This window comes from Acidobacterium sp. S8, from assembly GCF_009765985.1.
In the GTDB taxonomy this organism is placed as follows: domain Bacteria; phylum Acidobacteriota; class Terriglobia; order Terriglobales; family Acidobacteriaceae; genus Alloacidobacterium.
This window is the reverse complement of sequence record NZ_LMUM01000028.1, coordinates 36,889-58,478: the sequence shown is the minus strand read 5'-3', so window position 1 is coordinate 58,478 and position 21,590 is coordinate 36,889. Positions and strand designations below refer to the sequence as shown.

The following is a 21,590-nucleotide window of genomic DNA, read 5'->3' as shown; positions in this document are numbered from 1 at the left end:
CGGAATGTGGAAGATACGCTGCAGGCTGATTCCTTTATGACCGATTTGCATCGAAAGCCTATAATCAAGTATGGCAACTGCGCAAAGTGCGTCAGTGCAACCCGCGAAACCTCTCCCTGTTGCTGATCCTTTTGCGCTACGGGTAGAGAAGCTGATCGCGACCGTCCGCGCCAACCGGCCCAGCGACGATACCGAAATCATCCGTAAAGCCTGGGAATTCTGCCTGGAACATCACAAAGGGCAGCTGCGGGCTTCGGGCGAGCCGTATGTGCTTCATCCGCTGGAGGTGGCGATTGTTCTCGCGGAGATGAAGCTGGACTCTACCGCTATTGCCGCGGGCCTTTTGCATGATGCTGTCGAAGATACTCCGGTCACAACTGCCGATATCACTGCCAAGTTCGGCGAGCAGGTGGCGCATATCGTCGAGGGTGTCACCAAGATCGACAAGATCCAGTTCGCCAACAAGGAAGACCGTCAGGCAGAGAATGTCCGCAAGATGCTGCTGGCGATGGTCAGCGATGTGCGCGTCGTCCTGATCAAGCTGGCCGACCGGCTGCACAACATGCGCACGCTCGAACACCTTCCAGTAGATAAGCAGCAGATGATCGCTCGCGAGACGCTGGATATCTATGCACCGCTGGCGCACCGCCTCGGCATGGGTAAGGTGCGTGGAGAGTTGGAAGACCTAGCCTTCCGCTTTGTCGATCCTTACGCGTATCAGCAGGTGCAGGATGCGGTCGAAGAGCGGCGCAGCGAAGGCGAGCAGTTCCTTGTCGGCGTGGATGCGCTGTTGCAGGAGAAGCTGCGCGAGAACAACATCAAGGCGCGTGTGGAGTGGCGCATCAAGCGTCTTTACAGCGTGAACCAGAAGCTCATCAAGGCGCGCACGACTGTCGATCAGGTATACGACCTGCTGGCGCTACGCGTGATCACGACCAGCGTGCAGGATTGCTATGCGGTCTTCGGCTTGATCCACAGCATCTGGCGACCGGTTCCGGGGCGCATCAAAGACTTCATCGCAATGCCGCGGCCTAATTTGTATCAGTCACTGCACACCACAGTGATGGGCGAGGGCGGACACCAGTTCGAGGTGCAGATTCGCACCGAAGAGATGCACCGCATCGCGGAAGAAGGCATTGCCGCGCACTGGAAATACAAGTCCAATGGTTCGCCGATCAGCGCGCGCGACGAGCAGAGATTAGCGTGGGTGCGGCAGCTGGTTGAATGGCAGCGCGAGATGAGCGACCCGAACGAGTTCCTCTCGACGCTCAAGATCGATCTCTATCCGGAAGAGGTTTACACTTTTACACCGAAGGGCAAGGTTGTGGTTCTGCCCAAGGATGCGAGCCCGCTCGATTTCGCTTATTCGATTCACACCGAAGTCGGACACTCCTGTATTGGCGCGAAGGTGAACGGACGCATGGTGCCGCTGCGCTCGAAGCTGCGTAATGGCGACATTGTGGAAGTGGTGACGCAGAACGGTCACACGCCAAGCCGCGACTGGCTTACCTTCGTTAAGAGTTCGCGCGCGCGCAACAAAATCAAGCACTGGCTCAATGAACATCAGCGGGAACGGGCGATTGAAATTGGCCGCAAGCTGCTGGAGCGGGAGGCGCGAAAATACAAGGTTTCACTCTCGAAATTTGACGAGTCGGATTACGAGCGCATTGCGGCCGAGTACAGTGTGGCCACCCCCAATGATCTGCTGTCGGCTGTCGGCTTCGGCAAGTATTCGGCGCGGCAGGTACTCAACCGTCTGGCACCGGGTGTTACCAGCCAGCATGCGGCTGAGACAGAAGCTGCGGCCTCCGGTGTTTCGGATACGGTCAAGCGCGTCTCGATGGCGAGCGGAACGGATTCGCTCCAGGTCGAAGGGCAGAATGAGCTGCTGGTCTATCGCGCGCGATGTTGCAACCCGATTCGCGGGGAAGAGATTATCGGCTACGTTACACGTGGCAAGGGGGTTGCGGTACACGCGCGAAGCTGCCCGAATGTGCAGAATCTGCTATACGAGTCCGACCGTCGTATCTCGGTGGAGTGGGCTCGGCCTGCGGATGAAGGACAGGGACGCAAGACGACCTATCCGGTGAAGCTGACGGTCTATTGCGATGACCGCGCGGGTATGCTGAAGGAGCTTACGGCGGCAATCAGCGACGATAACACGAACATCCGGTCGGTCGATTCACGGCCTGGCCCGAATAACGATGCGACGGTGGAGTTTATTGTCGATGCCGAAGATGTGCGGCATTTGAACCGGCTGGTGATGGGCATCCGGCGGGTTCCGGGCGTGCGTGATGTGCAGCGTTCGCAAAAGCTTTAGTAACCGCATTCGGGCAGTAACCGGGGCTAAAGCCCCTTCTGGTTGGCACCTTTTTCATCGGCCTAAAGGCCGGTGCTTCTACCAAAAGCTAAGGGCTTCTGATTTATTGGAGGGTGCGTGTGGCCTGTGCGCCGGAGACGGCTTTGGTCGTGTACACTGAGGTAGACCCCCTGTGTCGGGACGTGGCTCAGCCTGGTAGAGCACTCGCTTGGGGTGCGAGGGGTCGGCAGTTCAAATCTGCCCGTCCCGACCATTCCTTCGAAATCCAGAATTTACTTCTTACCCCAAATCTGACGGCTAACTGGCTGGGTGGATCGGCAACTCCGAGGTTGCTATGTCGGAGACTGCTTTCCATGTGCCGTCCGGCTCTTTTCGGTAGACGGCGACGAAGCTTCCGTGGTCGGTGAACGGCTGATTCGTCCCGGGGTTTGTCATGATCATGGTGTAGGTCCCCTGAGTAGTTGCCATGTCGCCTGACTTTGCTACGTCGATTTTGGAGGCCTGGAACTTCAGCGACATGGCGGGATCGGAAACCATCTCTTTTACGATGTTGCGAATTGCATCCTTGCCTACGGTAGGAGCCATTCCGGGGCCGAAGAGGACGGCGTCGTCGGCGTAATGCGACACGATTTTGTCGGCATCCTTAGCGGCGTAATCCTGATTCCACTGGTTCTCGTTGTCCTGGAGCGCTTTGATGTCGACGTCGTGGTTCGCGGAGGAGTGGTTGCACGCGGTCAGCAGGCATATGACGACAAGCGGAGCACACAATACTAGACGTCGTTTCATTCGGTTTCCCTCGGGCTTTCTTTGTCAGCATCTCATTTCATTCTGCTTCCTGCCGGATACTCCCCCTCCCCCCGGGTCGGGGAGCTTTTCTTTTGTTTTCAATCATTTACAGGGGGATGATTCTCTGCTATCCCATTGATTTTATTAAGCTTAGGTACGTTCTAGTGTTTTCAATCACTTGCGAGGGGGGTCCTCTGGTTAAATAGGAAACGCCCGCTTTTAAAGCGGGCGTTTCTTTGGCTCTAGTTCTATTTTATCAGTTTCGGGAAAATAGACTGCCAAATTTGGGCGGTCTTTTTTCTTTTTAGAATGTGTGAGTTGCGAGATTAAATGCGGTTGGGGGCTTGACAACGTAAAGCCCGGGCCTGAAGGCCCTCGTGTTGTCGGATGCTGGTTCACCGGCCTGAAGGCCGGTGCTTCTACCTTTCTTGGCCTCAGTGAGTTTTTGTGGTGCGAGGGTTGGGTTGGAGATTCTTCGCCTGCGGCTCAGAATGACGGAGTTTATGCTGGCTGTGATCCCACATCTCTGCGAGATGTGGGGCACCCTAGTCCCCTGGCTTACCCTTCTTGGCGTCAGCGAGTTTCTGGGTGTGCGAGAGTGAGTTGGAGATTCTTCGCCTGCGGCTCAGAATGACGGGGCAGGAGTTTATGCCGAGGAGTGCTGGTTTTTTGCCTTCAAAGGGAGGGTGGTATTTCGCGCGAAAACATGCACTTAACTCGGAGTTAAGTGTCGTTTCGCGTATTTTCGGCGCATCTGAGGGGTACGTTATTTTGCCTTCGTTGCCGACGACGCTGCTGCGGCTAGTTCTGCGGACGGCTCTACTTTTTCAGATTTCGGGACTGTTTTCTCGTCTTTCTTTGTTACCGGCGGAAGCATTTTGTCGAGGGTATAGCCCGCTTTGGTGATGGCGTGGCAGGCGGCGGTTACGGCGGCTTCTACTTCGGTGAGGGATTGGGGCTGATTGGCACCTTGTTCGGAGATTTCGAGCAATGCGGGCAGCTGCATCCAGCTGAGCATTTCTTCGAACTGCTCTTTGTTCACGTAAGTCTTGCTGCCGGATTCGTTGACGCCGGTGAGCCAGCGAATGTCCGGATCTTCCCAGAAAGATGCTTCCAGCATGGTGAAGGGCGATGAGGTTTCGGCGTGCGCCAGCAGTGCCCGGACACGGGCGGCCATCTGCCAGGTCTGGATGCCCTCCAGGCCGAGAGAGGCGAAGGTCTCGGCGAGCGCCGACCGCAGGTGAAGCGTGTCGAAGAGGGACAGGGTCAGATCCTGACCCGGGATGCTGCGCAGAACGATCCACGCAAGCACCGGCGCCCAGGTGAAATCGAGAGACGATCCCGGCTCATTGCTCGGGAGCATGTAGCGAACCGCTGCCGGCCATGTTGTTGAGAAGTGCTTTTCCAACGTGGGGAGCGCGGCGGCTGCAGCGGCGAGTTTTTCGCACGATTGTTTGTATGACTCTCTGACATCGATGGCGGCCGGCGGCTTGGCCGTACTTTCTTTGCTGCTTTCGGCGACGGGGTTTTCTATGGCCTGACGCTCTTCCCAGGGAAGGTAATCAAGAGCTCTTTCAAAGAAGAGACTGCTCTTTTTTACAAAGCTCTCGAGATGTGGGTCGAGGCTGGTTTCCGGCGTTGAAGGTACAGCTGCATCTTTTTCCGCGGTCTTCTGAGCGGTTGCCGGCTCAGGCTTCCTGGCTTCTTTGCCTTTTTGCGGCCGCATTGCTGAAACGTCGGCGAAGCACTGGATCTCCCTGCTGCTGATGATCTGACGCAGCACGTCATGCAGGGGGCGGAGGCGAAGCTTGGTGAGGGCTTCATCGAGATTGTGGACGCCGTCGCCGTTGAGGGCGTCGCAGAGGGCGTCCCACGGATACTCGGCGGTCGAGCGCAGCTCGCTCCAGTCGAGCAGCACCATGTACTGGTAGCCGCGCAGATCGACGCGCAGGCCGTGGTGCGCGAGGTCGCTGGCGCGGCGGAGATACTCGAGGTTATGCGCCGAGTCGCGATATCGGAGAATCACGGAGCCGTCGTTGGACAGCGACAAGCCTTCGGTGAGAGTTTTCTGGCGCAGGTCGCCATTGGCTTTTTCGCGCGCTGCGACGGAGATGTGAACGGTGCCGTGGGTGCTGCCGTAGCGGTTGTTATAGAGGATGAGCGAGCGCTGGCCATACCATTCGTTCGAATAGGCGAAGACGTTCTCGTCGACTGTTCCATGGCTGGTCCAGAAATCGTAGAGGACGAAGCGGGTGCTTTCGGCGAAGATGCGCCGGTTTTTGAGAAGCGGCGCGATGTCGTGCTGGTGGCGGGCAACCAAACCTTCGTTGGGCCACTCGTCCATGCGGGCGCGCTTGAATTCCATGCCATAACGCTCGGTGTAGCCTTCGATCTGGCCGTGGCCGAACATGGGCAGGCCGGGCAGCGTTGCCAGCAGGGTGCAGACGCCGAAGTATTTATCGCCGGAGCCGAACTGGTCGATGGCGGTGCGCTCGTCAGGATTGCTCATGAAATTGACGTAGCGCTTGAGGATGTCGGGATCGAACTCGATGGTCTTTTTGAGGTACAAACGATATTTTGCATTCTCTTCGTCGCGCAGCATGTTCATGAAGGCGCTGTTGTAGACGCGGTGCATGCCGAGGGTGCGCACGAAGTAGCCTTCGAGCAGCCAGAAGGCTTCGGCGAGAAGCAGTGTGCCGGGAACTTCGGCAGCGACGCGGTCGACGACTTCGCGCCAGAACTCATGCGGCATGAGCGCGTCAAATTCATCCTGCGACATGGAGTTTTCGGCGCGTGAGGGAATCGATCCGCCTGCGCCGGGCAACGGGAACCAAAGGCGCTGTACGTGGCGCTTGGCGAGCACCATGGCCGCGTCAAAACGGATGATGGGAAACTGGCGGGCAACGTGAAGGATGGTCTGGATGACGTGCTCACGGACTTCGTGCTTTGAGTAGTCGAGCTGCGCGGTGTCGTTCCAAGCGAAGGATGTGCCGTCGTTGCCGTGATAGATGTAGCGCGTGGTTCCGTCGTGATGGCTGCGGAGACGGAAGGCGACGGCGGCATCGGTCTGGTCGTAGTAGTGGTCTTCGATCTTGATTTCTGCTCGGCTGTCGGGTGAGAGATCGGGGCCTTCGAAGCGGTACGCGGGATAGGGGCTTTCCCAGCGATAGAGGAACCAGTCGGGATGCTCGATGACCCAGGGCGAATCGATGCCCATGTGGTTGGGCACCATGTCGCTGGCGAGGCGCAGGCCGTAGTTGCGTGCGCGGTCGCGGAGATTCTCGTAGGCGCTGACGCCGCCGAGGTCTTCGGCAATGTTGTAGTCCTTGAGCGAATAGGCGGAGGCGACGGCGTCGGTCTGTCCGCGCAGGCGCTTGATGGTGCGCGAGGCGATGCTGCGCTCCCAGAGGCCGATGAGCCAGAGTCCGGTGATGCCGCGGTCGGCGAGTATCTGCAATTCTTCGTCGGGAATCTGATCGAGACGGTGGATGTGGCGGCCGTATTTTTTGGAGAGTTGTTCGAGCCAGACGTAGGTGCTTTTAGCGATGAGTACGACGTTGGGCATCCATGCCTGATCGGCGCTGAAGGCTTCGTATTCCTGCAGAGGGGCCTGATAGCCTTCGGCGTAGCGGCGACGGCGCTCACCGCCGGGACCGATATCGTATGGGCCGAATTCATCGCTGTCGAACCATTCGCCGCCGAAGCCGGGAGCTGCATGGCGGTGATGATCGGGGCCGGGTGGGTGAAAGCGCATCCAGATGGCGATGTCTTCTTCGCGGAGGACGTCGATGGCGAGGAGAATGCGTTTGATGTCCGACCCGAGATATTTTGACCAGCGCTCGCGGATGAAATCGAGCTGCCCGGTGAGCGAGCCGGGTGAGGCGAGCATGGGCGCGCGCAGAGCTTCAAAGAGGCTGCCGATTTCGGGCGCGACGGGTGGGCGCGTGCTGAGGTAATCGGGCAGCGCGGCGGTGACATTTTTATAGATGGTCTGCTGCTGGAGGCCGGTGTCGGCGAAGAGCTCGCGGAAGGGCTCGAATGCCGGATTGATGTTGGAGAGCCAGAGCAGCATCAGCTCTTCGAGCGCGGCTTCGCGGTTGGACAGGCCGTCGGTTGTGCCCTGCAGCCATTCGGCGGGTGTTTCGAGTTCGCGATAGACGGAGACGTTGGGGAACTGCTCGACGAAGGCAAGAAGCAGTTTTTCCATTTGCGCCGGTTCGATTTTGGAGGAGAACCAGCGGATGCCGTCGGCGAGGACGGCGGGGTCGATGTCTTTGCGATAGCTGGCGACGAGGGCGTGATTCAGCTCGTCGATGAGACCCATGGCGAAGAGCGCGCCGGCGTTGATGTTTTTCTCCGGATTGGCTTCAGGGTTGAGCGCCTTATTCAGCTTCTCTGCGAGCCTGCGGCTTGCGGCTACATCTGCAAAGACAACGTTGCCGGTGTAGCTGAAGAGCAGCTCGTCGATATCGAGGCGCTCGCGGATCGAGCGCGAAATATGAAATTCCATGAACAGACACTCCGTGCTGCGCTACTGATTGAAACAAACTACGAGGAGAAGACACCATTCCTCAAAACACTACGATACTCGGTCGGAGTTTCCTCCGAGTGAAATGGATGCCTCCGCGCTATACTGGCTATCCTTCTTCGAAGTTGACACGACCCGGGTCCTACCAAACTAATCCTTTTTGAAGATTTGAGGGACGATGAGCATCAGTCTTATCGGTTGGGGTAGATTCTTTGATGCAAAGGGCAACCGCGTTACGGTGCCCGCGCCTTCGACAGAGCCAAAAAGTCCGTGGCTGTGGGATTTTCTCGCCAGCGATGCGCACAGGCTGGCGCAGGTTGGCTTCGATCGTATTCAACTGCCTCCGTCGTCGAAGGCGCAGGGCGGAGCGGGCGTTGGCTGCGATGGCTATGGCGTGTATTGTCCGCGCGATCTTGGCAGCCTCGATCAACAGGGAAGCGTGCCGACGCGGTATGGCTCGGTGGATTCTCTGCGGAGGCTGGTGGCGGTGGCGCATCGCAATGGGCTTGCGGTGGATCTGGACCTGGTGCTGCATCAGCTGATCGGCGGCGACAATGGCGTGTATCGATACAAGGCTGCGGATGGTTCGATGACGGGGCGTGGGCCGATGAATCCGGGATGCTTTCGATCGGCGAAGGTGCGGGACGATGTTCCGGCGCCGAAGGATGATTTTGCGTTTGGGGACGAGAAGCTTTACCAGAAGTGCAACCCGCAAAACTACACGATCAACGACGCGCTGGATTATGGCGAGTGGGTATTTCAAACGACGGGCGCAGATGGAGCGCGCTTCGATGACACGAAGGGAACGTGGCCGCCTTTCGTTGCGCAATTTATGAATCATGGGACGATGGCGGGGAAGCTGTTCTATTCGGAGTATTTCGATGGAGACAATGCAAATCTGAACGGATGGGCGGCGACGGCTCCGATGAACGGCCGTTCGGGAGTGGAGGATTTCAATCTTCATTTTGCTCTTCAGGAGGCCTGCAACAATCTGAATGCGCTCGCGCTTGAGGGCGCGGGGTATGCTTCGTGGCGACCGGATTTGTCGTTTGGGTTTGTCGATAATCCGGATACGGATACGACGCCGGGCGAGCAGGTGGTGAGCTCGAAACTGCTGGGCTATGCGTTTCTGTTGTCGATTGCGTGCAGGCAGGTGCTGATCTACGGCAAGGACTATTACGGGTCGAAGGTGTGGCCGGGTGCTTATGGGCTGCAGCCGTGGATCGACAATCTGATCTATATCAATCGGACGTTTGCTTACGGAGCGACGACGACACGATGGGCCGATGACAAAGTCATGGTGCTGGAGCGCGATGGGAATGGCGGTTCGGTTGGGAATAGTCCCGGGCTGCTGACTTGCCTGAATTTCGATACGTGGAACAAGCGGACGATTACGTGTGCGACTTCGTTTGGTGCGAATACGCAGCTGCACGATTACACGGGTCATCATCCGGATATATGGACGGACGAGAATGGGAACGCGACGTTTACGATTCCAGCGAATGCGGGTGGCAAGAGTTATCTCTGCTTTTCACGCGTGTCGGCCGACAAGCAGTTGAAGATTGAGCCGCGCACGCATACGCAGGTATTTTTTGGAGCTTCGGATCTGGATATTCTTCCGGCTGCGCACGCGCGTCGCACAGTTGCCGGACGGATTTATGTGGATGCGAAGACGCAGGTTCACTTTGCGACGAAGAACAACATCACGCCGGTTCTGCTCGATGGAGAAACAGTGGTGGCGCAGAATCGTGTGGATCGCAAAGACTGGTATACCGTGGCGGTCGATACGCCGCTGCCGGAGACGGCCTTTGAATTATCTGTAACGTACGAAGCACCAACCAATCTGTAACCGGGCCCCATTTGATGCGAGGAGATTTCCGTGAATGCAGCATGCAAGCGGTTTGTCATAATGCTTTTTTTTCCTCTGGCGCTGGCTGCGCAGACTACGTCAGGAGTGATGTCTCCGGTTCTGACGCGCGCATATGACAATTCGCGGACGGGCGCGAATACACATGAGACAGTTTTGACGCAGGCGACGGTTTCGCAGAAGGGGCTGCGCAAGTATTTCAGCCTGTTTATGGAGGGCGATGCGCGAGGGGCGGAGGCGCAGCCGCTGATTCTGCCAAAGGTGAAGACTGTGGATGGCAACGTGCGCGATGTGGTGATTCTCTGTTCGATGAACAACACGGTGCATGCGTATGACGCCAACAGCTCGGATGAATTGTGGATGGTGAAGCTGGGGATTCCGGTGAACGGGAGCGCGGCGATCGATATGCATACGATCAACGATCACTGGGGAATTCTGTCGACGGGCGTGATCGATCCGGATACGCAGATACTTTATGTGGTTGCGTGGATTTCGCCGGATGGGACGCAGCAGAAGGCTGCGCATTCTCTTTTTTCGCTGCATGTTGGCGATGGGACATTTGCGAATCCGCCTGTACCTCTTGCGGACGCGACGTATACGACTCCTTCGGGCTCGGTGCAGCGTTACAGCAGCACGATGCGCAAGCAGCGGTCTTCGCTTGCGCTGGCAACAGTGAATGGCAGGAAGACGGTCTTCTTCGCCAGTGGCACTGTGCTTGAGACGACGAACGGCGCAGCGGGATGGATCTTCGCTTATGACGTGGCGACGAACAAGATCGGAGCGTCGATGGCGATGAGCGCCGGATATGGCGCGGGTGTCTGGATGGGGGGATCGGGTCTGTGTGTCGATGCTGATGGGTATCTGTATGGCGCGACGGGCAACGGTTCGTTTGACGCGAAGAACGACTGGGGCGAGACGATCTTCAAGGCGAAATATGATTACGGTGCAAAGAGTCTGGCTGTTGTGGACTGGTGGACGCCGTATTCGGATAGTGGACGCGTAGGCAAAGACCCGACGAAATCATTTTCTGAACAGCCGCAAGCCACTCCGAAAATTGCGGGAATTTCTGCTCCGAGTGAAGAGGCAAAGCAGGGAGATACTGCAGAGACGGAAGTCGCGCGTCCAGTGAACTCGATGGCTGAGCGCGATTTGACGCAGGCGCGGGTAGTGGGAAAGCTGACGTACCTGAAGCCGCGCAATATCAACGCCGGCGCGTATAGTGACGAGGACCTTGGGTCAGCTGGTATTTCTTTGATTTCTGAATATGGAATTGTGCTGGCTGCGGGTAAGGACGGCATTGCTTACTTTGTGAATCAGCACAATATGGGAAAGACAGTGCCGACAGACTTTGCCAATGCTGCTGCGAACTATGCCAAATTAGTGCAGCCGCCGTACTGGTATACCTACTATCCCGGGCCGGTGGACGCTGCGCCGCAGGACTCATCGACGCTTGATTTTCTCTTTCAGGGAAAGACGCGACACATGCATTCGACTTCGGTGCAGTACATGAGCCCGATGCACGGCAAGATGGTTTTCTGCTGGGGAGAAAATTCAAACCTGAGAGCCTGGGCGATGGCGTCGAATGGAAAGCTGACATACATGGCGCAGTCGGCGGAGATTGCTTCTGCGAACAGCACGAATTCACCCGGCGGGATGCCGGGCGGATTTATGTCGCTCTCGAGTAACAACAATCAGGCAGGGACTTCGATTCTGTGGGCGCTGATTCCGTATGGCGACGCCAACTCTCAAGTGACGCAGGGACGGCTGATTGCTTATGACCCGGACAATTTTGTTACCTACAACGACGGCACCAAGGGGATGCGTATCTTGTGGGATAGCCAGAAATGGAATATCCAGTTCGTTTACAACAAGTTCAACGTTCCGGTGGTGAGCGGGGGAAAGATCTTCGTTCCCACTTACGACGGGAAAGTGGATGTTTACGGGCCGTCCTAAACCGGTCGCTGAAAACTTTTGCGGTAGGGCAGCGGACATGGCCTTACACTGATGGCTGAGGAGACTGTTACAGAAATGAACGCAGATAAGTTTTTTGTGCAGGCCGAGGAGCGCTTAGAGCGCTATAACCTTCTGAAGCATCCCTTTTATACCGCGTGGACTGCGGGCGAACTGACGCGCGAAGATCTGCGGGAGTATGCCGCTGAATACTGGCATCATGTTTCGGCTTTCCCCGCGCATCTGAGCGCTCTGCATTCGCGCCTTGAAGATGGCGCGACGCGGCGCATGGTGGCGGCGAACCTGGCGGATGAGGAAGGCATTGGATCGCCCGATGATCGTGCTCACAGCGAGCTCTGGATGGATTTTGCCAAGGGCATGGGCGCGAGTGAAGCAGAGGTAAAGAGCCGCGAGCTGCAACCGGAAACGAAGCGTCTTATCGCGTCGCTGCAAAGTGCAGGTCGCGAAGGCAGCACGGCTGCGGCGCTGGCGGCTTTCTATGCTTATGAGTCGCGTGTTCCCGCGATTGCCCGTGAAAAGGCCGCCGGCCTGAAGAAGCATTACGGCGCCGATGCGGCAACGGCTCGTTACTTTACTCTTCATCAGACCGCAGATGTGCTGCACGCCGATGTGTGGCGCAAACTGATTACTGGTGAAGTAGAAGAGAACCCGGAAGCGGCGGAGAAGGCACTGGATGCTGCTGAGCAGACTGCGTCGGCTTTGTGGTCAGCGCTTGATGGTGTAGAGCGGGAGCGTCAGGCCCGTAAGCGTCCCTAGTTAGCTAACGCTTAAAGCTTGAGAAGGGTATGCACCTCAGTGCATGCCCTTTTTTTCTTCTGTGTTGACGGCGTGACTCTTTCCTGCGTGAGGCTTTCCTATAAGATGCATCGTCTGGCTCAGGGACGTGTAGGTGCGGGCCCTACAGATTTTGCATCGGACCGGGTACTGAAACCGGGCGAGATGGGGCAGGTCGCGCAGGCGAAACTTTGAAAGCCGGAATTCCGACGAATAGCAATCGGCGCATCGCGTCATAAGTCCTGCCAACTCCGATACGTCATTATATGCCAGCCCTGTACGCAGCCAATTTCAAGATCGTGCAACAACTTTTTACGCAAAGAAAAAGTGAAACTGGGATACTGTATCTCTACAGCTGCTTCCGTCGGGGGTGTGCCATGGTCTGGGATGTTTCGTTTACATGCGATATCTGCGGCAAGAAAAAGGGCGAAGCGAATCATTGGTGGATGGTCATACTGGGGGATGTTCCCTGTTTCGATGAGGGACAGCCTGGCCAGCGTTTCACGCTGCTGCCGTGGAATATAGCCGAGAGCAGAAATCCTGATATGTATCACCTGTGCGGGCAAGGCTGCGCCATGCAGGCTATGGAACGGTTTATGACAAACCGCACGATTCTGCCTGAGATGCAAATGCACGCGCGTCACTGATGTGACTGCGCGCGTTATTCGCCGAAGAGATTCGGTGGAGATTGCTTTTTTGTGCGCTCCCTGCGTCCGGCGGGACGTGAGGCGGAGAGCATTTCCAATAGATCGTTCAGCTCCATGCGAAGGCGCTGCAGACGCTGCCGGTTTTTATCGGTGTCGCGTTCCTTGCTTGCGGTCTTGAGCGGCAGATCGGGCTGCGAACGATTTTCCTTCCGTGCATCACGCGCTTCCGACAATAAGAACTGACGGGCACCTGCGATGGTGTAGCCTTCCTCGTGCAGCAGATGCTTGACCTGCAGCGCCATCTCTACATCGCGTCTGCGATAGAGGCGTTGGCCGGTGCCGCTCTTGTTCGGCTTGAGCTGGGGAAATTCAGATTCCCAGAAGCGCAGGACGTAGGACTGCACCTTGCACAACCGAGCGACTTCGCCGATGCGGAAGTACAGTTTGTCGGGAATGGCGGTGGTTGCCGCTTCCTGCCGCGATGATCGTTGTGAGGTGTGTTTCTGCTTCTGCATGAAAACCCGGATGGCTCGACTGCGGCCATCCCTCAAAGTATAGGACACGCAATATGTGCTTCGGCAACAGAAACATCAATGCATGTTGAAGAAAGCAGGCAGCGTGCCCTGCTGGCTATCGATTCAGTTTAGGCATGCTGCGCGACGTGAGAAGCAAGCGTGTCGGCGATTTCCGTGTGGCCGCGTTCTTTCGCGTAGTCGATTGCTGACTTGCCCTGGTCGCAGACGCAGTCGAGACGAGCGCCATGTTGAAGCAGGAGGATGACGAGGTCTTTTTTGCCTGCAGCCGCGGCTTGCAGCAATGGCGTGTAGCCGCCGTGCTGGGTTGCATTCACATCGGCGCCTGCTTCGATGAGGATGCGCAGCACGTCGACGGAATGATTGAGGGAAACGCAGGCATGCAAGGGCTGATTGCGCAGCGGATTATGCGAGAGCTGATGGACATGCGCACCGTGTTCGAGGAGCAGCGTTACTGCTTCGGCGGTAGAGAATGCGGAGGCGAGATGCAGCGGTGTCCATCCATCGGGCGAGACGGAGCGAGCGCGCATCGCGTCCTCGGCGAGGAGCCGGTGGATGCGGAGGCAATTGCCAACGGCGGCTGCTTCGAAGATGTCGAGGTCCTGCAGGCGGGTCAGCAGAAAATCGCGGATCATTGGCTGCTGTGTATAGATTGCGAGCATGAGAGCGGAGATTCCCTGCGCGTCACGCGACTGCGCCAGGGTGGGCTGCTCCTCGACGGTTTCTGCAATTTCGGCTGTCTTACCGCGGCGGATGAGGTCGAAGAAATGCTGGCTCATGGGGGAGAGTATATCGTCGCGCTGTTTCGTTTTGGAGACTATCGAAGGGGCGATCATCCATCGATCATGCAGGTCTGGCATAATGCTGCGCACAAGGAGAAACGACCATGCAGGGTAGATATGTACAAGTTGCCAAGGGTGGAGCGCCGCTGGAAGTGGTGACGCGGGAGGTCGCGGAGCCGAAGACGGGTGAGGTGCGCCTTCGTGTGGAGGCATGCGGGGTCTGCCACAGCGATTCGGTTACGAAGGAAGCGATTTTTCCATTCATTACCTATCCCAGGGTGCCGGGGCATGAGGTCATCGGCCTTGTGGATGCGGTGGGCGAAGGGGTTCCGCAGTGGAAGGTTGGTCAACGCGTCGGCGTGGGCTGGTATGGCGGTCATTGCGGGCGCTGTGAGCCTTGCCGTCGCGGCGACTTGGTTGCGTGCCAGCATGCCTTGATTCCGGGTGTGACTTACGACGGCGGCTATGCCGATTACATTGTCGTTCCGGCAGATGCGGTGGCGGCTGTTCCGGATTCGCTGAAGAGCGCCGATGCTGCTCCGCTGCTTTGTGCGGGGATTACGACCTTTAACTCGCTGCGTAATACGGGAGCGAAGCCGCCGGCCACAGTCGCTGTTCTCGGTCTGGGCGGACTGGGGCACCTGGGCGTGCAGTTTGCTGCGAAGATGGGCTTCAACACGGTGGCGATTGCTCGCGGTGCGGACAAGGCCGACTTCGCGCATAAGCTGGGGGCGCGGCATTACATTGACAGCACCAGCCAGGATGTCGCGGAAGAGCTAAAAAAGCTGGGCGGCGCGAGGGTGATTCTGGCTACGGTGACAGATAACGATGCGATGGCTGCCGCTGCCGCTGGACTCGGATACGCGGGCGAACTGGTGCTGCTGGGAGTTTCTCCTAAGCCGTTGCCGCTGTCTACGATTCCAATGATCCTGCAGCGGCAAGCGGTGCATGGATGGCCGAGCGGGACCTCGATTGAATCGGAAGATACGCTGAAATTCAGCGAGATGACCGGCGTGCTGCCGATGATCGAGACGTATCCGCTGGAAAAGGCGGCAGAGGCGTATGACCGGATGATGAGCGGGAAGGCTCGGTTCCGGGTGGTGCTGGAGACGGGGGCGTAAGAAGTGGTTGAGGTCGCAGCGATTGGGTGAAAAGCCCGCTGGGGTCCCGGCGGGCTTTTTTCTTTTAATTGTTGCGTTTAGGAGATCCTTTGGTCGAAGGGGCTTGACAGGTATTATCGAAGCTGTGGATATTGTAGTTACGTTTCTACATTAGATGTGATTGTTATGGCTATTACGACATTTTCAAGTCGGGAATTTAATCAGGATGCCAGCGGGGCAAAAAAGGCTGCGGGGCGCGGCCCAGTTTTCATTACTGACCGTGGGCGTCCCTCGCATGTGCTGCTTTCGATTGAGGAGTACGAAAAGATCACCGGCAGAGGGGAAAATATTGCGGATCTGTTGGCGATGTCCCATGCGGCAGAGGTGGAATTTGAACCGCCCCGGATGAGCGGGGATATCCATCGGCCTGTGGACCTGCCGTAATGTACCTGCTCGATACCAATGTCATCTCAGAATTGCGCAGAGCGAAGACGGGCAAGGCCGACCGGAATGTACTCGCCTGGGCGAAAAGCGTCCCTGCCGGCCGGTTATTTTTGTCGGTGGTTTCGGTGCTGGAGTTGGAGATCGGCATCCGGTTGATTGAGCGGCGGGACTCTTATCAGGGCGGACTGCTTCGCCTGTGGATGGAAGAAAGTGTCCTGCCTGCGTTCGACGGAAGGATTCTGGCTATCGATACCGCTGTGGCGCAACGTTGCGCTGCGCTTCGTGTGCCTGATCCCCGATCCGATCGGGATGCCTTGATTGGCGCGACTGCGCTGGTGCATGGAATGACAGTGGTGACGCGGAATACGGCAGATTTCGAGGCGACTGGGGTGGGGGTGGTGAATCCTTGGGTGGGTTAGCTTGATCTAGAAAAGACACAGGCGCTGCGGCTTTGCCTGCGCTTGGGCCTACGGCAGTGAGGTGCGGCTCTTCGAGCCGAGTTTTATCCCCGGCCTGAAGGCCGGGGCTTCTACCTGAGTGCCCTATGCCCCAGAAGCGAGACATGGCACACCCAGGAAAATAGCATTGACCCAATTATTTTCGTTGACATAGAAGAGTTATTTGGTTTGAGTAATTCATCGGAAAGAGATTGTGGATAGGAACAATGTACGGAAATTCGGCGAACCGAAGCGTTCCCCATTTTTTAATTTAGCGCAAGATGTGGTGGATGCCTATCACACGCAAGATGCGGATCGAGCTAACGAGATTTATGAGGAAATAAGGAAAAAGCTAAGCGCTCGCGAACAAATAGCTCTGTCTGAAGAGATTTCAAAGGTTCGCCTTGCTAGGGCACAACGTGATAGTTCCGCTAAATCTAAGGAATCTGATCAGCAGGATCTTACAAATGAAAGAGATGCAAGTAGCCAACTGAACGAAAAGCATGCCATGCCGAGGCGAACTGTAGGACAACGCTACATTCTTTGGGGTGGCATTATGATGGCTTTGCTGTTGGTGTTGTTGATCGTTTGGGGTTCGATTGAGGATCGAAAAGGAGAAGATGAGGTTCGTCAACGGTTGACGCCTATCGAACGCGCAGAATTTGATTGGAATATGGGGCATCGCCCCTTAGCGTTAGAGGAAGTTAAGGCAATACCGTCATCCTCTGCGGACTATACCAAAGCTCTTTCGCTCATTGCGCAATACTCGCAGGCTATAGAAGATGACAAGCCTCCTAATACACACTCCGCCGAAGAGTTGTGTAACAATACGGTGAAAACAACCGAAGAGTTCCCAAGTACTGTCAGTATGGACTCCTTCGCTGAAGAGCCGGCAGTTGATCGAGTACGTCGGACAATTCAGGTGGAAGTCGATTATACGGCTAAGAATAGCCTGGGTGCCGAACTCCCATACACAGTGATATGCACCACCGACTTTGATGGAAACCTGCTTTATAAATCACCACGGACTGGTCGGTGATCAAGCCAGCGACTCATTAGCCCGTAGTGTGACATGTGGCTGTTATCGTATTGACTCCCTTTAAAAAATCCCGTATTCTAAAATCCTTGCGCAGTTCCGCGTCTGCCCGTCCGTATGTCTGTGGCTATCCCGCAGATTGACTGGGCGCCGAACCCGGAAAACCCCAATCGGTTGAGACTGCGCCAGGTCACCCCAATACGCAAAACACCGCGCGCCTTGGGGACCCCGAGCCTCACGCGTACATGAAGTTCCGCCGTGGGTAAGTTTTTAGACCGCGCTGCTGTTTTGCGTGGGCAAATTGCGTTTTGAACGCGAGATTTTGCTGGAGATAAGAGAGATGTCGACGTACATTCCTAGCGCGCACGAGATTGACCGCAAGTGGTTCGTGGTGGACGCGAGCGGCAAGACCCTGGGCCGACTGGCGACCGAAGCGGCCAGCGTGCTGAGCGGTAAGAGAAATCCAAAGTACACCCCATACATTGATATGGGCGATCACGTCATTGTGATCAATGCCGCGAAGATCCGGCTGACCGGCCTGAAGAGCCAGCAGAAGGTTTATCGCCGCTACACCGGCTTCCCCGGTGGATTGCGCGAAGAGTCTTTTGTCCGCCTGCTCGAGCGCAGACCGGAAAAGATTGTGGAAGAGGCGATCAAGGGCATGCTGCCCAAGACCAAGATGGGCCGCAAGATGGGCTCGAAGCTGAACGTCTACAAGGGCGATCAGCATCCACACCAGGCGCAGCAGCCGCAGCCTCTGGAAGTTAAGGCTTAAGATTTTCGGCCAGAATTAAAGACTGGCAAAAGGATTAGCATGGCAGATTTGGTTCAGTATTACGGAACGGGACGCCGCAAGTCGGCGATCGCCCGCGTCTTTCTGCGCCCCGGCAGCGGCGAGTTCAAAGTCAACGGCAAGACATACGAGGAGTATTTCGTTACCGAGCAGCAGCGTGTTGCGGCAAAGCGTCCGCTGGTGCTGACCGAGACCACGGCAAACTTCGACGTAGTGACGACGGTCATCGGTGGCGGCGTGAATGGCCAGGCCGATGCGGTGAAGATGGGTATTGCCCGCGCCCTGCTTCAGTTCAACATTGAGCTGCGCAAGACGCTGAAGAGCGATGGCCTGCTGACCCGTGACGCCCGCGGCAAGGAGCGCAAGAAGTACGGTCAGAAGGGCGCTCGTAAGCGGTTCCAGTTCTCGAAGAGATAGTTTTTGTTTCGGGTTCGTGGGATATCTACCCAGGTTAGCTTCGCGAACCTGGGGCACCCTGCGAACCTGGGGCACCCGAGTTTAGGTAGTTAAATCTTCCCAAATAGGGGAATCAATTCCGGCGACCTTAAACCTTGCCGGGATGCAGTCCACGAAGGAGGCTGTTTGGCCACGATCACCATGAAGGAGCTGCTCGAAGCGGGAGTCCACTTCGGGCACCAGACGAAACGCTGGGACCCGCGCATGAAGGAATACATCTTCGGCGAGCGTAACGGCATTTACATCATTGACCTGCAGAAGACCCTGAAGATGTTCAAGGACGCGTCGAAGTATGTGACCGACCTGACCGCGCAGGGCAAAGTGATTCTGTTTGTCGGCACCAAGCGCCAGGCACAGGACGCGGTTGCGGAAGAAGCGACACGCGCCGGGATGTTCTACATCAACAACCGCTGGCTGGGTGGACTGCTGACGAACTGGGTGACGGTGCAGAAGTCGGTGAAGCGCCTTCAGGAACTGGATGAGATGGCCACGGATGGCCGCTATGAACTGCTGACGAAGAAGGAAGTGATTCGTCTGGAGCGCGAGCGCAAGCACCTGCAGGCGAACCTTGCCGGCATCAAGAACATGAAGCGGCTGCCCGATGCGCTCTTCGTGATCGACTCGAACAACGAAGCGATTGCCGTGAAGGAAGCCCGCAAGCTGGGTATTCCGGTGGTTGCGGTTGTTGATACGAACTGCGATCCGACAGTAGTGGACTATGTAATTCCGGGCAATGACGATGCACTGCGTGCGATCCGTCTCTTCGCTTCGAAGATTGCCGATTCGGCAGTCGAAGGCGTGCAGATGGCGACCGACAAGCAGTATGTCGAGGTGGCTGGCGTGAGCTCGGAAGAGCAGGCTGAAGAGAAGCCGGAGCCGGGCGTAGTGGAAGGTGTTCAGGCAGCCGCTGCGGAAGCTCCAGAGGAAGAAGTAGACCTCGAAGCGGCACTCGGTGGAGTGATTCGCAAGTCTCCAGTCACGGTGAGCACGCTGGATGACGCCGAGGCGGCCGAAAGCAGCTTCTAAGATGTAAAACGGCCTGCGTCGATTTCGATTGCGGCATGGAAAGTAATTCTTCCGGAAGCGTGGCTGCAGTGTTTCGAGCCACGCTTTCGTTGTGTTTAAGGTGTGATTCCGGCTTGCTGTTTTCCACCTATCCCACCCTTTCGCAAAGTGCGCGAAAGGATGGGGCACCCGGATTCGATCTTGTGACAACATGGAAATAACAGGCGCGTGTTATAGAAGGGAATTGGGAAAAGGAAATGTCGACTGTGAGTGAAAAGATTGATGCAAAGCTGGTAAAAGAGCTGCGCGAGAAGTCGGGCGCGCCGATGGGCGATTGTTTGAAGGCTCTGCAGGAAGCGAAAGCCGATATGGAAGAGGCTTTTGTGATTCTGCGCAAGCGCGGAATGGCCTCGGCACAGAAGAAGGCTTCGCGCTCGACGAATGAAGGCGCAGTGGGAACTTATATTCACGCAGGCGGCAAGATCGGCGTTCTTGTTGAAGTGAACTGCGAGAGCGATTTCGTTGCCCGCACCGAAGACTTCCAGGAGCTGCTCAAGGACATCGCCATGCACATTGCGGCGACCGATCCCCGCTACATCCGTCCGGAAGACGTAACGCCTGAGGACCTGGAGCGCGAGAAGGAGATTTTCCGCGCACAGGCGGCAGCGACGGGCAAGCCTGCTCCGGTGATCGAGAAGATCGTGGAAGGCAAGATGAGCAAGTTCTACGAGGAAGTTTGTCTCTTAGAGCAGCCTTTCATCAAGGAGCAGACTGTCTCGATCAAGGACCTGATCGCGCAGAAGGTCGGCAAGCTGGGTGAGAACATCACTGTTCGCCGCTTCGCACGGTTCAAGGTTGGCGATCCGAACTGGACGGTTTCCCAGACGAAGCTTGCCGGTGAAGAGGCGCAGTCGTAAGCGTCAATTCTTTACGAAGACTCATTTCGCCGCAGTGTGGATACTCCATGCTGCGGCGAAACTGTTTTAGGACAGAATGAATCTGTACGGCTCAGCCGGAGTCGATTATTTCTGCTTCTGCTTGAAGTAAAGAATCAGCTCCAGATCTTGTTGGGCGGCTTCGTAATTGCCGCCGCTTTGCCTGACGAGATCGATGGCGCGGCGCTGGAAGAATTCAGCGGCATCGAGCTCTCGCTCGAACATCAATATGCTGCCGAGACCGTTGAGGGCGCTTGGATCGAGGGGATCGGCGCAGAGTGTCTCGAAGAAATATCGCTCGCCCTCGAGGAGCAGTGGATCTTTGGGCGCGCGTCCCACCTGAATCGCGTCCCAGTGTTTGAACATATAGTTGTTTTTGCGCTGGTATCCGGCGAGGTTCAGGATCATCGGATCGAGCGGAGCCATCTTCATCGCGCTATTCAGGGCGTTTTCTACCTGGGTGTTAGCTTCCTCGGCTGCCTGAAAATTTTCTGTCATGGCCTGCACTACGGCGATTTGTGCGGCGCCGATTCCGTTTACCAGAGATTGAACGATCTCCGTCCGGTTGTTGAGCATGGGTGATGGCTTGTTTGCGGAATCAGGAGCAGACGAGAGGGCGCGTGATAATTTTGCTTCGATGTCTGCTTGGTCGCGCTTCAGACTGAGATAAGCGGAGCCAGCTAAAAACTGCGGCAGCGGCGTCGCGTCAAGCACATACGGAATGATGAAGCGATTGAGATGGAAGGCAGTAAATATCTCGGCCATGACCCAGCGCGATTTGGAGGCAGCCTCAGACCAGAGCAGAACGAGCACGCGGCTCTTTTCGATCGCGGTCTGCAGCTCTTCGCGCAGCAGTGCGCCGAATGCGAGGCTGGAATTGTCGATCCACGGGCGAAGCGAATTTGCCAGAAGTGCCCGCTCCAACTGGTTGGCGATTTCTGCGTCCTGAGAGGCATGGCTGAGGAATGCGGCGTATGTGGTGGTTTTATGTTTCGTGGGCATGGGGTGAGCTTCTTTCTGCTCCGTCGCCGCAAGACCATCTCTGGAGGTGTAAATTTCTGCGAAGAGTGTACGCCTCTTCTGAAGAGTGGTGATGGAAACACGGAAAGAGTGTCAATGCTCAGGAGAAAGATGTCTCCCACCCTTGCCCTTCATTGCATTCAGGGTCAGGATGGG

At 56.7% G+C, this 21,590-nt stretch carries 18 protein-coding genes and 1 tRNA gene; 14 read left to right on the top strand and 5 right to left on the bottom strand.

The window, feature by feature from the left end:
- Window positions 1-70 precede the first annotated feature (70 nt).
- A complete protein-coding gene (locus GSQ86_RS12015; protein WP_158750191.1) occupies window positions 71-2,320 on the top strand; it encodes a bifunctional (p)ppGpp synthetase/guanosine-3',5'-bis(diphosphate) 3'-pyrophosphohydrolase in 2,250 nt (749 codons plus the stop codon).
- 176 nt (window positions 2,321-2,496) lie between these two features.
- Window positions 2,497-2,573, top strand: a tRNA-Pro gene (locus tag GSQ86_RS12010).
- 44 nt (window positions 2,574-2,617) lie between these two features.
- Here the strand turns inward: GSQ86_RS12010 and GSQ86_RS12005 are convergent.
- Window positions 2,618-3,106 carry an SgcJ/EcaC family oxidoreductase gene (locus tag GSQ86_RS12005; protein WP_158750190.1) on the bottom strand — a complete coding sequence of 163 codons (489 nt, stop codon included), beginning with the start codon at window positions 3,104-3,106 and terminating at the stop codon, window positions 2,618-2,620.
- A gap of 766 nt (window positions 3,107-3,872) precedes the next feature.
- On the bottom strand, window positions 3,873-7,616 hold the full coding sequence (locus GSQ86_RS12000; RefSeq protein WP_158750189.1) for an alpha-amylase family glycosyl hydrolase: 3,744 nt from the start codon (window positions 7,614-7,616) through the stop codon (window positions 3,873-3,875).
- Between the two features lie 196 nt (window positions 7,617-7,812).
- Here GSQ86_RS12000 and GSQ86_RS11995 point away from each other — a divergent pair, with 196 nt between their 5' ends.
- The 4 genes from GSQ86_RS11995 (at window position 7,813) to GSQ86_RS11980 (ending at window position 12,893) form a co-directional block, all read left to right on the top strand.
- Window positions 7,813-9,483 carry a hypothetical protein gene (locus GSQ86_RS11995; protein WP_158750188.1) on the top strand — a complete coding sequence of 557 codons (1,671 nt, stop codon included), beginning with the start codon at window positions 7,813-7,815 and terminating at the stop codon, window positions 9,481-9,483.
- Between the two features lie 60 nt (window positions 9,484-9,543).
- Window positions 9,544-11,454 carry a hypothetical protein gene (locus tag GSQ86_RS11990; protein WP_158750187.1) on the top strand — a complete coding sequence of 637 codons (1,911 nt, stop codon included), beginning with the start codon at window positions 9,544-9,546 and terminating at the stop codon, window positions 11,452-11,454.
- A gap of 75 nt (window positions 11,455-11,529) precedes the next feature.
- Complete coding sequence (locus GSQ86_RS11985) at window positions 11,530-12,228, top strand: CADD family putative folate metabolism protein (protein ID WP_158750186.1); 699 nt, start codon at window positions 11,530-11,532, stop codon at window positions 12,226-12,228.
- A gap of 395 nt (window positions 12,229-12,623) precedes the next feature.
- On the top strand, window positions 12,624-12,893 hold the full coding sequence (locus tag GSQ86_RS11980) for a hypothetical protein (RefSeq protein WP_158750185.1): 270 nt from the start codon (window positions 12,624-12,626) through the stop codon (window positions 12,891-12,893).
- Window positions 12,894-12,907: 14 nt separating this feature from the next.
- On the opposite strand, the gene GSQ86_RS11975 is transcribed toward GSQ86_RS11980, so the two are convergent.
- On the bottom strand, window positions 12,908-13,456 hold the full coding sequence (locus GSQ86_RS11975; RefSeq protein WP_254062333.1) for a MerR family transcriptional regulator: 549 nt from the start codon (window positions 13,454-13,456) through the stop codon (window positions 12,908-12,910).
- Between the two features lie 80 nt (window positions 13,457-13,536).
- On the bottom strand, window positions 13,537-14,205 hold the full coding sequence (locus GSQ86_RS11970; RefSeq protein WP_158750183.1) for an ankyrin repeat domain-containing protein: 669 nt from the start codon (window positions 14,203-14,205) through the stop codon (window positions 13,537-13,539).
- A 107-nt stretch (window positions 14,206-14,312) separates the two neighbouring features.
- Here GSQ86_RS11970 and GSQ86_RS11965 point away from each other — a divergent pair, with 107 nt between their 5' ends.
- The 8 genes from GSQ86_RS11965 to tsf all read left to right on the top strand — a co-directional run bounded on the left by GSQ86_RS11965 (window position 14,313) and on the right by tsf (window position 20,396).
- A complete protein-coding gene (locus tag GSQ86_RS11965) occupies window positions 14,313-15,329 on the top strand; it encodes an alcohol dehydrogenase catalytic domain-containing protein (RefSeq protein ID WP_158750182.1) in 1,017 nt (338 codons plus the stop codon).
- A 165-nt stretch (window positions 15,330-15,494) separates the two neighbouring features.
- Complete coding sequence (locus GSQ86_RS11960; protein WP_158750181.1) at window positions 15,495-15,752, top strand: type II toxin-antitoxin system Phd/YefM family antitoxin; 258 nt, start codon at window positions 15,495-15,497, stop codon at window positions 15,750-15,752.
- The gene (locus GSQ86_RS11955; RefSeq protein ID WP_158750180.1) at window positions 15,752-16,171 is read left to right on the top strand and encodes a type II toxin-antitoxin system VapC family toxin; all 420 of its coding nucleotides are present in this window, start codon (window positions 15,752-15,754) and stop codon (window positions 16,169-16,171) included. Before GSQ86_RS11960 ends, GSQ86_RS11955 begins: the two co-directional genes overlap by 1 nt.
- Before the next feature lie 232 nt (window positions 16,172-16,403).
- Window positions 16,404-17,228: a hypothetical protein gene (locus GSQ86_RS11950; protein ID WP_158750179.1), complete on the top strand. Its 825-nt coding sequence runs from the start codon at window positions 16,404-16,406 to the stop codon at window positions 17,226-17,228.
- Window positions 17,229-17,565: 337 nt separating this feature from the next.
- Window positions 17,566-18,000 carry a 50S ribosomal protein L13 gene (rplM, locus tag GSQ86_RS11945; protein WP_158750178.1) on the top strand — a complete coding sequence of 145 codons (435 nt, stop codon included), beginning with the start codon at window positions 17,566-17,568 and terminating at the stop codon, window positions 17,998-18,000.
- A gap of 39 nt (window positions 18,001-18,039) precedes the next feature.
- Window positions 18,040-18,435, top strand: coding sequence for a 30S ribosomal protein S9 (gene rpsI / locus GSQ86_RS11940; protein ID WP_158750177.1), 396 nt, complete (start codon window positions 18,040-18,042; stop codon window positions 18,433-18,435).
- Window positions 18,436-18,600: 165 nt separating this feature from the next.
- On the top strand, window positions 18,601-19,500 hold the full coding sequence (gene rpsB, locus GSQ86_RS11935; RefSeq protein ID WP_158750176.1) for a 30S ribosomal protein S2: 900 nt from the start codon (window positions 18,601-18,603) through the stop codon (window positions 19,498-19,500).
- 236 nt (window positions 19,501-19,736) lie between these two features.
- A complete protein-coding gene (gene tsf, locus GSQ86_RS11930; RefSeq protein WP_158750175.1) occupies window positions 19,737-20,396 on the top strand; it encodes a translation elongation factor Ts in 660 nt (219 codons plus the stop codon).
- A gap of 105 nt (window positions 20,397-20,501) precedes the next feature.
- Here the strand turns inward: tsf and GSQ86_RS11925 are convergent, their stop codons facing one another.
- Window positions 20,502-21,416, bottom strand: coding sequence for a toll/interleukin-1 receptor domain-containing protein (locus GSQ86_RS11925; RefSeq protein ID WP_158750174.1), 915 nt, complete (start codon window positions 21,414-21,416; stop codon window positions 20,502-20,504).
- Between the last annotated feature and the right edge of the window lie 174 nt (window positions 21,417-21,590).

Excerpts from the sequence above, each read along its gene's own strand:
- GSQ86_RS12015 (WP_158750191.1), top strand. The coding sequence starts at position 71 with ATGGCAACTGCGCAAAGTGCGTCAGTGCAACCCGCGAAACCTCTCCCT.
- GSQ86_RS12005 (WP_158750190.1), bottom strand. The coding sequence starts at position 3,106 with ATGAAACGACGTCTAGTATTGTGTGCTCCGCTTGTCGTCATATGCCTG.
- GSQ86_RS12000 (WP_158750189.1), bottom strand. The coding sequence starts at position 7,616 with ATGGAATTTCATATTTCGCGCTCGATCCGCGAGCGCCTCGATATCGAC.
- GSQ86_RS11995 (WP_158750188.1), top strand. The coding sequence starts at position 7,813 with ATGAGCATCAGTCTTATCGGTTGGGGTAGATTCTTTGATGCAAAGGGC.
- GSQ86_RS11990 (WP_158750187.1), top strand. The coding sequence starts at position 9,544 with ATGCTTTTTTTTCCTCTGGCGCTGGCTGCGCAGACTACGTCAGGAGTG.
- GSQ86_RS11985 (WP_158750186.1), top strand. The coding sequence starts at position 11,530 with ATGAACGCAGATAAGTTTTTTGTGCAGGCCGAGGAGCGCTTAGAGCGC.
- GSQ86_RS11980 (WP_158750185.1), top strand. The coding sequence starts at position 12,624 with ATGGTCTGGGATGTTTCGTTTACATGCGATATCTGCGGCAAGAAAAAG.
- GSQ86_RS11970 (WP_158750183.1), bottom strand. The coding sequence starts at position 14,205 with ATGAGCCAGCATTTCTTCGACCTCATCCGCCGCGGTAAGACAGCCGAA.
- GSQ86_RS11965 (WP_158750182.1), top strand. The coding sequence starts at position 14,313 with ATGCAGGGTAGATATGTACAAGTTGCCAAGGGTGGAGCGCCGCTGGAA.
- GSQ86_RS11960 (WP_158750181.1), top strand. The coding sequence starts at position 15,495 with ATGGCTATTACGACATTTTCAAGTCGGGAATTTAATCAGGATGCCAGC.
- GSQ86_RS11955 (WP_158750180.1), top strand. The coding sequence starts at position 15,752 with ATGTACCTGCTCGATACCAATGTCATCTCAGAATTGCGCAGAGCGAAG.
- rplM (WP_158750178.1), top strand. The coding sequence starts at position 17,566 with ATGTCGACGTACATTCCTAGCGCGCACGAGATTGACCGCAAGTGGTTC.
- rpsI (WP_158750177.1), top strand. The coding sequence starts at position 18,040 with ATGGCAGATTTGGTTCAGTATTACGGAACGGGACGCCGCAAGTCGGCG.
- tsf (WP_158750175.1), top strand. The coding sequence starts at position 19,737 with ATGTCGACTGTGAGTGAAAAGATTGATGCAAAGCTGGTAAAAGAGCTG.
- GSQ86_RS11925 (WP_158750174.1), bottom strand. The coding sequence starts at position 21,416 with ATGCCCACGAAACATAAAACCACCACATACGCCGCATTCCTCAGCCAT.